Source organism: Tardisphaera saccharovorans, from assembly GCF_046635845.1.
Classification (GTDB): Archaea; Thermoproteota; Thermoprotei_A; order Marsarchaeales; family UBA168; genus UBA168.
The window spans coordinates 1-11,968 of record NZ_JAQQXN010000010.1; the positions used below are offsets into that span (position 1 = coordinate 1).

The following is an 11,968-nucleotide window of genomic DNA, read 5'->3' on the forward strand; positions in this document are numbered from 1 at the left end:
CGAGAGGAGGAAGGTCACGTTCCGCGTCCCAGCCGAGATCCTATCCTTCTACGATCAATACATGAGACAAGTAGTGGAGGAAGGAGAGTACGCCGTGGAGGTGGGTTCCTCCTCAGAAGACGTGAGGCTGAGCGGCAAGTTCTACGTGACGAGAACGCTGGTGATAGGCGAGAGGAAGAGGTTCTTCAGCGAGACAGTAATCGAATAAAACTTTTATCAGGCAAAGAGCGCTTAAGAAATAAAAGCTCCCCTAAACGTAGATAGTTCAAAGGTTTATTTCTATCTGCTTTCCCTCGTAATTCGTGCTCCAGTCGGGCTGGCCTTCGTCTTTCCCTGCTCCCTTTCCCTCTCTTACGAGCACTAGGTCTATCTTCATGTTAGGCCTCTTGAAAGGCCCCTGCTGATCTCCTATCTTCAGCTTCCTTTCCCTTTCAACCCAAGAGAAAGGCACCCTTGCGAACTCTCCTCTTTCATAAGCATAGGTCTCGCCGTCGTCGTCATAGAAGAAGAACTCGGCGTTGTCTCCTTTGTACACCCTGAGCTCAAGCTGCGATACAGGAACTGAAAGGCTCTGATCCGCGGGGCCAAGCGGTATTATCGCTCCTTCCTTTACGAAAAGTGGGACCTTGTTAAGAGGTGAATCAACCTCTATTAGAGAACCCCCGGCTATGGCCTTTCCGGTCCAGAAGTCGTACCAGTTGCCCTTCGGTAGGTAGACCCTTCTCCTCGTACTCGGCGCCGTTACTGGGCATACCATAATCGACGGGCCGAACATGTACTGATCTGATATGTTTAGCACTTGTCTATCATCGAAGTCCATGAACAAAGGCCTCATCATGGTGTAGCCATCGGTTACCATCCTCGCGACGGAGTAAATGTAAGGGAATAACCTGTGTCTTAGCTCGATGTAACTCTTGATTATTTGCTTCCCATCCTCCCCGAATCTCCATGGTTCCTTTGCGTACCACGTGCCGTGCACCCTCATTATGGGCGTAAAGGTGCTCCACTGCAACCACCTGATGAATATCTCCTTATAAGAGGGGGTTGATGGATCGCCACTGAAAAACCCTCCCGTATCGGTTGTCCAGTACGGTATACCTGACACGCTGAAGTTGAGCCCAGCTGGGATCTGGCCTGATAGAACTCCCCAGTCGTGGTGGATGTCGCCAGACCAGATTATGGCAGAGTGCCGCTGCTGACCTGCAAAAGCTGACCTCGTAAGTATTACGACCCTCTTATCGGTTACCGACCTTTGCCCCTCGTAAACGGCCTTGGTATGCATTAGCGGGAAGGCGTTGACCACGTTTGCCCCGGGTCCCATGGCCGTCTGTGAATCGTGAAGCCCTGTATAGAACGACCATATGCCCAGGTCTGAGGCCTCATCAATCGGCTTGTTGAGCTCTGGCTCTGAGGCGTCAAGCCACCACCCGTCAATTCCAAGCTTAAGCAACTCCTGCAGCCTAGCCCAGTAAGCCCGGCGCGCCTCCTCGTTGAATGGATCGTAATTAAGCGAACCAGGTATGAGGTATCCTTTTTGTGAAAATTCCCTGTAAACTTCTGTGGACCTACCGAAGTTTGACCAGACAGATAGCATAAGCCGGATCCCGGCGTCGTGAAGCTGGGATGTAAGTTCCGATGGAGATGGATAATTATCCTCATCAAATTTAAGGGCATTCCAACCATGCTTTCCCCAGTACATCCAATCCTGAACGAGCACGTCGAGGGGTATTTTCTCTTTCTTGAATTGGTCAGCGATCTGAAGCAGCTCCGCCTGGTTTTTATACCTTTCCTTTGACTGCCAATATCCGTAGGCCCACTTGGGAAGAAGCGGCACCTGTCCCGTAAGCTTCCTGTAGCCCGCTACGACGTCATCAACCGTATTCCCGCGAATGACGTAGTAGGTCACCGGGCCGCGCTCAGCCCAATAGGCTATGCTCGCGTACCCTGCTTCCTCCACTAGTTTTAGCTTGGAGAGGCTGGCGTTATCCCAAAGTATGCCATAACGGGCGCTTGACACGAGCAAGGGAACCGCAGTTTCCGTCGGATTCCTTTGTGACAGCACCACTTCGTTGCCCAGGTAGTTGAAGAGACCTTGGTGTTGCCCGAGCCCGTAGAAACCGTCTCCGCTAGCCATGTAGTCGATTTGGCTGGCCCCATCAGAGATCTCGTGGCGGACCTCCCTGAGGAACTCCTGTTTAGCTGAGAAGACGATGGAGTCCTCGCGAACGGTTACTGCCAGCGACCCCGTAGAGAGAATTATACCATCGGATTCGGTTAGAGAAGACTTCACGTTCCACTCTCCCAGCGTGACGGCCAGCTCTGGGGCCTTCCTTGAGGTATAGCGGGATATCTTTACGATATCCTCAGACAGGAAGGTGATCTCGGTCGTCTCGGTTCCCGATTTTAGCCTTATACCGTTATCAAGCCTCTCATACGTGTTCATAGGTTTTTAACACGTTAATATTTAAGTGCTGAAGACAGGAGCTGCCTCTGGATGCTTTAGCTCTAACTCTGGGAGCGAAAATCCCTTGAGGGGGATCTGCCCGCCTGCGAAAGCGCGAGGGCTTCTAACTGGAAAGAGGCCGTTGATTAGCAGGCTTCGTTTGTTTTGCGTCTCGAGCGTTGGTAAGCGCTGAGCGAATCTCCTCACCCTGTCCTGTGAAGCCGAGAGGCAAGTCATTAAGTCCCAACGCCTTAAAAGTAGGCCACTTTCCAGCCCGTGAAGAGCTTGATCCGCAACCCAAAGACACCACTTGGTCTCTTTTATAGCGAGCTGGCTAAAGAAGCGCGCTGTTTCGGACCCCCTAACATTGTAAAGCCCAACGAGACATCTGGTACGCTGATCCCTCAAGTACAGAAAGCTCCTTTCGGACTAGTGAGGCGAGCGAAACCCATGCAAATAAAAGTCATAATGTTCGATTACGACGGGACGCTCGTAGATTACGCGGAGGCTAGGGAGAGCTCGCTAAAAGTCGCCATAACTGCGCTTTCGCTGAAGCTCGGCGTTCAAGAGGTTACCGTAGCGGATGCGATTAGGCGCGTGCAGGAGCTCATGGAAAGGCGCCAGATGCTTGACAGGGACGTCTGGTGGGTCGAAGCAGCGCGGGAGCTAGGACATGAACTAGCGCAACTTGATGCCCAAGAAATAACCGACCTTTATTGGTGTGAATGGAAAAAGCGTTCGAAGTCATTTCGGGCTTCGGCACCCATATTGCGTTCTCTGAAGGGCATGGGCTACCGGCTAGCCATGGTGGCCAACACGGATGGAAAGCCCGGAATGAAGATGCAGAGAATAAGGCAGGGCGACCTAGACTTGAGCGTTTTCGAGTTGATCTTGATCGCGGGAGATGACGTCCCCGAGACCAAGCCCTCACCTCTGCCCTTTCTCGGCGCCCTCCGGTCCCTTGGTATCAATGGATCCGAGGCGATTTACGTGGGAGATGACGCGCGCGTGGATGTCCCGGGCGCGACAGAAGCAGGTATGTTCACGGTGATCGTGTCCCGGAAAGGGCTAATTCCGGACGTTCCGCCTGACATCGTCATAGGAGAACTTGACCAGCTGCAATACATGCTGGCAATCGCAAGGCTTTAGGGGCTCCGTTTCGCTATAACCCATGAGCACAGACAAGCGTAATGCCGTGGCGGTCTTATCTGGAGGACCGGATAGTATGAGCTACGCTGCCCTCAAGAAGTCTGAAGGATACGACATATATCCCATAATTTTTGATTACGGACAGAAAGGTAAAAAAGAGATCCAGATAGCAAGGGATCTGTCTCGTAAGCTTAACTTTCACGAGCCGCTCGTGGTAGACATAAGTTCGGTAAAGGGGCTATGGGAAGGTTCTCAACTTACCGATGAAAGGGAAAAAATCGAGGACCAATATCAGCCCTCGGTGGTCGTTCCCCTTAGGAATGGGGTATTCCTGCTTTACGCCTCCATTTACGCGCTTAAGATAGGAGCGCACCTGATAATCTACGGATCGCATGAAGACGACATAACTGCTAGAAGTGAGAATGGGGAGCCCCTTTACCCCGACTGTAGCCCGGCCTTCTCGCTGGCCCTCGAGAACGCCCTCAACCTAGGTCATTTTCCCATTTACGAGAAAAAGTTCGAGATATGGTCACCTGCACGGGAGCACATGAAGAAGTCGACGCTGCTCAGAAAGGGCTATGAGATCATGGGAGACCTCATTTACGAAACTTGGAGCTGTTACAAGAGCGGGGAAAAGCAGTGCGGGGTTTGCGAGAGCTGCCGTAACCGCAAGAAGGCTTTCGCTGAGGCCGGAATTCCAGACAAAACCGAGTACGAAAGTTGACTTGGGAGTTTTACGTTTGGCTATGCATAATCGCCTTTGACGTGCTTGGCTCAGCGATTTGGATAAGGAAGTTCAACAACTTCATCCTTCCGCTGGCAAACTACGTGCTCTTGGTGCTCATGGCGCAGATTTTCGCGGTAAAGCTCATCGTTTATCCCTTGGTCAACTTAACGGCCACCATGGGAACTATGCTTTATCCCGAGACGCTGGTTTTGCTCGACATAATAAACGAGTTCTACGGAAAGCGCACCGCGTATATGAGTGTCATAGGAGGAGCTATCGCCCAGGTTTTCATGATAGCCTACTTTGTGATCTCGCTTGGCATTAGCTCCGTAAACGGTGTGGACGCCGCATGGGCAGCGATCTTTTCGGTATCCTCAAGGGTTGCCATAGCATCCATAATAGCGTTCGTGATAGATGAGCTGTTTGACGCTTATGTTTACGCTTACTTCAAGCAGAGGATGCCTTCAAAGCTTTACTTCAGGTATCTCGTAGCTGACATTCCTACGCTCACAATTGACACGCTCGTGTTCACTCCAATAGCGTTCTACGGCGTCGTTCCTCTGGTCCCTTTGATGGAGGCGCTTTTCATACTAAAGTATCTCATGGGCGCAGGTTCTACCCCCCTTATGTACGCGGCGAGGTACCTTGGGCACGGCCACCGCGATGCAAAGGAACAGGAACTAAGTGCAAAGCAAGCGACTTAGTAACTATGAGCTCGCGACTGACCAGACTTCCTTATGAGCGATGCGCCCAACAGAACCAAGAAGCTGAAAACCGTGGTAAGGAAAAGCATGTTTGAGGCCCTCGCGTAATACGCTTGTTGTGTCAGGAAGGGATACTCGTAATAGGCTCCGCTAATATCCGCTATCTGATTGAGAGTGAGCAACGTCATCACCAGTCCCGTTATAAAAAGGGCGAGCCCCATTATGAAGATCTGCCTTTGCATAGGTTCTTCACATAGGGGCTTATACGTCGAGCGCTGACCACGATGATACATGCTGTTTTCAAGTCCTTTGCCTTTTAGTCATCTTCAAGTAGCCTTTCCCACTTCTTCAAGGCGGTCATCAGCTTATCGCTCACGGTTATTGGCCTCGGAGTGTAGGTTTTTATCGTAGCGTCGACAATTGCGCAAGAGCCAGTCGGATGCCCACCCCCTCTTATCTCAGAAGGAACAGATGGATCTAGGGAGCTGGTCGTGACGTCCTTTATCACTTGCACGTCAAGCGCGGGGTCGCAACGAGTGGCAACGGCGAAAAGCACCTGGTATACGTCTGACGGATCAACACCGTCGTCAACCACTACCACGGCCTTTCTCATCATACCTCCCATGGCAAGTGCGGCAGCGGCCGCGCGCGTGACGGCTCCACGGGTGGGGTTCCTCAACGAGATGATTAGCACCGAAGATGTCATGCAGGGCTGAACCAGCGAGTAGACACCTGCGACCTCGATGCCGAGGCTCTCGAGCGAATTCCAAGCCAACGCACTCACCGTAATCTGGGAGCCAAGCGAGTAAGAGTCAGACGACCCCTTGAATGGGGAGCCTCCCTCGTAAAGCGGAGGGTTACCCTGAATTATGGGGTCGTTCCTGTGCCAGATCTTTTTCACGCGAATAATGGGACTTGGACCCTTGTGCGTGTAATAACCCGCGCACTCTCCGAAAGGTCCTTCATCTACCATCTCACTTGGTGGGACCTCGCCGAATATCGCCATCTCGGCTCCGCTGGGAATGGGCAGCTGGGTCTCCTGATCGATGATCACGTCCATGGGCCTTCCGGCTAGTCCTCCTGCCAAGTCTAGCTCCTGCTGTCTCCAAGGAAAGGCCGTCGCCCCGGCATAGAACGTGAGTGGGTCCTGCGCTCCAAGTACCGCCACTGGGGCCGCCTTGCCCATATTCCAATATTTTCTTATGATTGCAAGTCCGTCGTGCCCCGGGCTGATCATCAGCCCCAGTGTCTTACCGTCGTGAACCATGGCGCGGTAAACCCCAACGTTAACCCATCCTTCGTCAGGATCCCTGAGGATGACCGCTCCTCCTGCGAGGTACCTGCCCGCGTCTTCTTCATGCCACCTGGGTATGGGAAAGCTGAGCAGATCTACTTCCTCGCCCTTCAGCTCGTTTTCCTTAATCGGTCCGTCGCTCACCTCTGTTGGCTTCAGGGGCTTTAGGTCCCTCAGCTTTCTTCTCCAGAAGTCCACCAGCTCCATCTCCCTCATTCCTGAGGGCCAGCTAAGTGCCAACGACTGCATTTCTCTGGAGATGTATAGGTTAGTCGCAACCCTTAGACCCTTGTTGTAACCCTTGACGACGTCAAAAAGCAGGGCGCGCGGTTTTGCGGAGCGCGCGATCATGGCGGATATGGCGCCTATTTCCACGTCCCAGTCGGCGCCCTTAACGTCTTTAACAAGCCCGCGGTGTCTTAGCTCTTCCAGGTATGCCCTTAAGTCGTGAAACGCCATAACGCGTGAAAGCGCACGCATAAAAAGCTGTTTCGGTTAAGGCTCGAAAGCCAGCTCCACCTGAATCTTTTTGCCAGGGGTTAAGGGAAATGCCATCATATCGAAGTAGCTTCCAACGTCAGCCTTGTTCTAGCTCATGCTGAGTGGAGTTACGTCGTCGGCTCGCGACCCTGGCAAGAAAGCGTACTCCCTGAACATTAAGCAGGTAAATCCACCTTCAGACTGGGCAGCTTTTCGCGGAATCCGTTCAGGGGCGTCTCTCCAAACGATCGCTTTGCGCCGTTCGAATCCCCGAGCATGGCGTCTCCAAGTTCCTAGAGGACTACGCGCCATGCCCCAGAGAGGCGAGGTCTTCTTCTCGGTTTAGCGCTTGTGGGCGGCGCATCGAACTGGGCCGCTTGCTTTTTTTAAGCTCGGTACAAAGCGCTGCCTTTTGGCCGAGGTCCTGTCCCGCTACCGTCGCACATTGGCTGCGCGCGTTTCTTCATGGTTTATCTGACACAAAGGCATTTATATGAGATCCGATTGATATGTGGAAAATGGGCAAAAACTGGTATTCGCAACTTCCAAAAGGAGCGAAGCCGGCCCTTTGGTCTTTGTTCTTGGGTTGGATGATGGACGTTTATGACGTTTACCTGGTCGCGTTCTTGGGTCTGATTATAGCTCGCGTTTACCTTGCACCTTACCTTGGCGCGGGGGCGTACGTTCAGGCCGTTTACGCCGCTGGTGCTTTAACTGCAACGCTCGTGGCCAGGGCCGTAGGCGCCATGATATTCGGGCCGGTAGCCGACAGGAGGGGAAGGAAGGGTCCCCTAATGGCATCCCTTCTGGGCTACTCCCTTTTCACCGTTCTCACGGCCTTCACCGTTGAGCTCGTCAAGCCCTTCCTCTACGGCGCATCGCTTGCCCTTGGGGTCATAACCCTATTCGTGGCCTTCAGGATAGCGGCGGGCATATTCCTAGGAGGAGAGTGGACCGTTGGAGCGCCTTACGCATCGGAGCTGTTGCCCCCTGAGGTAAGAGCAAGGGCGACGGCGTTCATGCAGGCAGGAGCTCCCCTGGGCCAGCTCCTCGCCGCCCTCGTCCCCTTCATACTTGCTGGCTTAATGGGGAACACCGCGTTCTCGGCCTTTGGCTGGAGGGTCACCTTCGTCCTGGGTGCCCTTCCCGCCCTTCTGGCCATCTACATCCGTAGGTCGCTCCCAGAGTCAAAGGTTTGGGCCGAAGCCCACGACCGCAGCAACAAGCTGAGGGTCCAGTGGAAACGTACGCTCCACGCTCTCATGATAAATGTGGGCATGTTCACGTGCGTGTACGCTGTGGTGGCATCTTACGGAAACTACATAGAAGAGCTCTACGGTAGCTCCACGTACGACGTGCTCAGCTTCAGGGCAAGCGCCTCGTTCATGTTACTTATAGTGATAAGCCTCGTTGGCGTGGTGTCGACCTTGCTTTTTGGCCAGCTTGGGGATAGATGGGGAAGGAAGAGGGGCCTGCTTTTGGCGGCGATAGGATTCATAGCGCTTTCGCCCTTTGTTGCCCCGTTCTGGATAGAAAAGCCTGGCCTAGGCTACCTCATGCTTATCTCTTCCATCTATTCCTTCTTCGTTGGATCTACGGGTATACTGCCCTCTTATGTCAGCGAGCTCATATCAGACGCCACGGGAAGGGCAACGGGCGCAACGGCCTACAACGGCAACCTCTTGCTGACGGGATGGGTGCCGTCCTTAATACCGATCCTGGGAAGGGTACTGATAAGAGCGCCCATCTCTTCGCAGTTCGCGATCGGCATGACGATATTCTCGTTTATAGGTGGAGCCGTGCTTTTGACGTTTACCGCTTTTGGCCCTGAGACCAGGGGACTGCAGCTAAGATAACTTAACTTTAAAAGAAGCCAGCTTCTAGAAAAAGGAGTCCATTACGCACGGAGGAAGTCTTTTATTCATCGAGAGCACTTTGTACCGCTATGAGTGGTTTCGTAGCGGGATCTGAACTCGAGTTGCGCATGAGGCGGCTGATATCAACGATCGAAAACATGCCGTTTTTCGATGAGAATAAGCTTGAAGATGAGTCGGGCCTGGGGCCTGAAGCTCTCATGATTTTCAGAAGTTACGTAACCGGGAAGGGGCTGATTCCCCGCGCATCAATAAGTTATCAAAAGCTGGGGCTCAAGTCCGTCATAGTGACCGCTAACTTAAGGGCAAATGACGCAGAGACCGCGAAGACCATTGCAGGCATCTATCAAAGGAATGGCTTCCTGCTATCATGGTCAAAACCCTTTGGATCAAAGACGATATTTTCGAGGCACTCGGTCCCTCAGGAATTCCTTGAAAGGTATAAGGAAAGCTTTCAGAACATGGTGGAGCTTGGACTCATTACAGATTTCAACTGGATAGAGTTCAGCAAAACGCATACGAGGTTTAGCTTTGAGCCTTGCGTATTTGATTACTCGCAGGGAGGCTGGAGGGCAGCCCCTGGCGACTGCAAGCCAAGGACCCTCAAAGACGGTAGCACCGAGATTGTACCCCACATAGATGAATATGACCTCAAGATACTGGTGCAGTTGAAGCGTACCGCCATCCAGTCTTGCCAGTCTCTCGCGAACGCAATAGGCCTTTCGGTTGACGAGACCATGCAACACCTAAAGGGCCACGTGCTGGGAGGGGGTGATAAGAGTAAGTCCATGATCAACTCCTACTACATAGACTTTCTTGAGCCAGGCCTGTTCGCCTCCGACACGGTTTTCGCCGATTGCATCTTTACGCCGACCGATACAAGCTGGCATGACGAGCTGGTCAGCGATCTCCTGAGCATCCCTTACCTCATATTCATAAGGGCTGATGAGAGGGTTCACGCCACTTTTGCGTTTCCAACGGTGAGGCTTTACCAGCTTGCGTCTTTGATAGAAAAAGCTGCGAAGGAATCGAATGTCAGGAACTACGAGTACTTCCTCATGCCTTGGTATAACCTGAACGTCTTTACCATGTCGGACGATCTCGGACTTTTTGCCAATTTCGAGGGAGGGAAGTGGCATTACGAGGAGGATCTGGTAATGCAAGAGCTAACGCACTTGGCGAAGTACCTTGGGGTCACGGCTTAATTGAGCCGTCGCACTTAAATGAGCCCGTCTGTAATACGATGTGAGCGACCTAATCATAACGCATGTTGACCTAGACGGCGTTTGCTCTGCGGCCATGGCAAAGAGGTACCTCAAATCCGACCCGTTTGTGGTCTTCGCTAGTCCGCGGAGGTTGGACGCCGTACTTCGCAGAACAAGAGAAGGACACGAAAGGATAGTGATAACAGACCTATCGCTCAACCACGATATATCGGAAGCGGTCGCAGCTGAAGTGCAGAGGCTTGCCTCTTCGGGCAGTAAGATTACTTGGGTAGACCATCACTCTTGGAATCCCAATGACGTGGAGAAGCTCTCAAAGCTTTGTGAACTAACAGTAGAGAACTCGCCAAGCGCCGCTTCGCTGTTCTTTAGGAAGTACATGAACGATGATGAGGTATCAAAAAAGATCGCCGAAATAGGCGATGACGCCGATACTAATACGAACGCCTTACCAAACACCCTCGCGTACAAGTATGGCACATGGGAACTGGAAAACAGGTTGCTCTTGCTGGATAGCTTCACGCGCGGTGAGTTCGAAGGTGACTTCATCAAGAAGTGGCAAGAAGAGGTGAAGCTTCAGGAGGAAGACTCTGAGAGACTCGTTTCTCAGTTATCTCCTCTCACAAGCAACACGGGAAAAAAGTACGCTGTGATCGACGTCAGGGGCAGAAAAGCGCAAGGCACTTATGCCGCTAAGCTTGCTGCTCAGAAGCTGGACTTGGACTTCGCGGCCGTCATATACTCTTGCAGGTCCATCTCGTTTTACAGGGGAGTTAGGGACGTAAACCTGCTGCCATTGGCCGAAAGACACGGCGGTGGTGGTCACGCTTACGCTTGCGGAGCTAGCCTCAGGCCCTCGCTTTACGAGCGCATACTGTGCTTTTTATCAAGACGCTACAAGACAAAAGAAATGAAGCGCATAATCCAAGAGCTCAATTCAATATGAACGCTTTCGGCTTGGAGCGGGGCTTCAGGAGGCCATGGCACGGCTTGTCTTTCTGTCCTTTGGTCGCAAGACGAAGGAAACCTTCAGTTACCTAGTTTATGTTTTTAAAATCTCGAATATAAAGATCAAGGGCTTGGCTGAGGCGCAGGGCTAGGAGCCGAAGGCGGCGGTTGGGGTTGCTGGGGTCTGAACGTAAGTGCTAGTATGGCGCCGATGAGCATCAGAAGAGAACCTATCAGAAATCCCCACAGGGTCACAAATGATATTATGGCCATGATGAGCGAAAGTATGCCCCCCGCCTCTGGGTTGTCCCGAATTAGAAAAGCCGAGAAGAGCGAGATGAGCGCGAAGACCCAAACTATTATAATGAACATGACGAAGGGAATTGCTAATGTAGGGAAAGCGTGCATCATGTATATGGGATGAGCCGGATACGTCCTCGAAGGAGCTGGGCTAACGTAAAAGAACGCTGTGATTCCAATGGTTTCAAACAGCGCTGCAAGCAGCTGGAACACGGAGCCTACGAGCACTAATATGTAAGCCGTCCTGGGATACTCCATTTTTTCCAATTGTGTACAAGCTGGCGCAATTAAAGGTGTCGGGCGCCATGATTCATACAGCCTTCTTAACAGTAAGCTTACGCAGATTGCATTAACTGCGTGTTTAGCGACAATATAATTTCATCTACGGAATTTAATAACGGCGTATTGCTGAGAAAAATTCTAAAAATACTTATATAGTGGCACCAACTCACTAGCATGTCATCAAAAAAGCATTTGTCTAAAACGCTAGCGGCGGCTATTATAATAGTGGCTATCGTGGCGGCGGCCGGAGCGGCCTACCACTTCTATAAAAAGGGTAATAATGCGCAAGAAAGAGAAGTGGTAATCTCGCCGCCGGATCCAACCACTCTTGTCGATATGGGAAACATGGGCTACATCTCCACGCCGGACGCCCTCGATCCCTCTACTGGTTTCAGCATACTTGACGCCCCTATTTACACCGCGGTTTACCAACCACTCGTAATTTACAACGGCTCGTCTTTAACGCACCTAGTTCCCGTTTTGGCCCAATCGTGGACCATGGAGCCCAACGGCACCACCTACGTCTTCATAATGAGGAACGACG

Annotated in this window: 11 protein-coding genes and 1 pseudogene; 8 read left to right on the top strand and 4 right to left on the bottom strand. The window is 52.2% G+C overall.

The features are described 5' to 3' along the window. The coding region (locus tag PRZ02_RS07220; RefSeq protein ID WP_449465158.1) for a fibronectin type III-like domain-contianing protein at positions 1–208 on the top strand (208 nt) is incomplete at its 5' end. A gap of 57 nt (positions 209–265) precedes the next feature. Here PRZ02_RS07220 and PRZ02_RS07225 read toward each other — a convergent pair. Beyond that, on the bottom strand, positions 266–2,443 hold the full coding sequence (locus tag PRZ02_RS07225; protein ID WP_449465159.1) for a TIM-barrel domain-containing protein: 2,178 nt from the start codon (positions 2,441–2,443) through the stop codon (positions 266–268). 450 nt (positions 2,444–2,893) lie between these two features. Between PRZ02_RS07225 and PRZ02_RS07230 the strand changes: the two genes are divergently transcribed. The 3 genes from PRZ02_RS07230 to PRZ02_RS07240 are packed head-to-tail and all read left to right on the top strand — an operon-like array spanning position 2,894 to position 5,023. After that, positions 2,894–3,592: an HAD family hydrolase gene (locus PRZ02_RS07230; protein ID WP_449465160.1), complete on the top strand. Its 699-nt coding sequence runs from the start codon at positions 2,894–2,896 to the stop codon at positions 3,590–3,592. A gap of 22 nt (positions 3,593–3,614) precedes the next feature. Beyond that, positions 3,615–4,316 carry a 7-cyano-7-deazaguanine synthase gene (locus tag PRZ02_RS07235; RefSeq protein ID WP_449465161.1) on the top strand — a complete coding sequence of 234 codons (702 nt, stop codon included), beginning with the start codon at positions 3,615–3,617 and terminating at the stop codon, positions 4,314–4,316. Further along, complete coding sequence (locus PRZ02_RS07240) at positions 4,313–5,023, top strand: queuosine precursor transporter (RefSeq protein ID WP_449465162.1); 711 nt, start codon at positions 4,313–4,315, stop codon at positions 5,021–5,023. The genes PRZ02_RS07235 and PRZ02_RS07240 overlap by 4 nt, the downstream gene beginning before the upstream one ends. On the opposite strand, the gene PRZ02_RS07245 is transcribed toward PRZ02_RS07240, so the two are convergent. Continuing rightward, complete coding sequence (locus PRZ02_RS07245; RefSeq protein WP_449465163.1) at positions 5,020–5,265, bottom strand: hypothetical protein; 246 nt, start codon at positions 5,263–5,265, stop codon at positions 5,020–5,022. The genes PRZ02_RS07240 and PRZ02_RS07245 overlap by 4 nt on opposite strands. Positions 5,266–5,339: 74 nt before the next feature. Beyond that, a complete protein-coding gene (locus PRZ02_RS07250; RefSeq protein ID WP_449465164.1) occupies positions 5,340–6,776 on the bottom strand; it encodes a UbiD family decarboxylase in 1,437 nt (478 codons plus the stop codon). Between the two features lie 539 nt (positions 6,777–7,315). Here PRZ02_RS07250 and PRZ02_RS07255 point away from each other — a divergent pair. The 3 genes from PRZ02_RS07255 to PRZ02_RS07265 all read left to right on the top strand — a co-directional run bounded on the left by PRZ02_RS07255 (position 7,316) and on the right by PRZ02_RS07265 (position 10,840). Beyond that, the gene (locus PRZ02_RS07255; RefSeq protein ID WP_449465165.1) at positions 7,316–8,653 is read left to right on the top strand and encodes an MFS transporter; all 1,338 of its coding nucleotides are present in this window, start codon (positions 7,316–7,318) and stop codon (positions 8,651–8,653) included. A gap of 89 nt (positions 8,654–8,742) precedes the next feature. Next, positions 8,743–9,876: a hypothetical protein gene (locus tag PRZ02_RS07260; RefSeq protein WP_449465166.1), complete on the top strand. Its 1,134-nt coding sequence runs from the start codon at positions 8,743–8,745 to the stop codon at positions 9,874–9,876. A 40-nt stretch (positions 9,877–9,916) separates the two neighbouring features. Then, complete coding sequence (locus tag PRZ02_RS07265; RefSeq protein ID WP_449465167.1) at positions 9,917–10,840, top strand: DHH family phosphoesterase; 924 nt, start codon at positions 9,917–9,919, stop codon at positions 10,838–10,840. Positions 10,841–10,965: 125 nt separating this feature from the next. Here PRZ02_RS07265 and PRZ02_RS07270 read toward each other — a convergent pair whose 3' ends face one another. Next, positions 10,966–11,409, bottom strand: coding sequence for a hypothetical protein (locus tag PRZ02_RS07270; RefSeq protein ID WP_449465168.1), 444 nt, complete (start codon positions 11,407–11,409; stop codon positions 10,966–10,968). A 189-nt stretch (positions 11,410–11,598) separates the two neighbouring features. Between PRZ02_RS07270 and PRZ02_RS07275 the strand changes: the two are divergent. Then, positions 11,599–11,968 (top strand): annotated as a pseudogene (locus PRZ02_RS07275) (hypothetical protein); the annotation flags it as partial.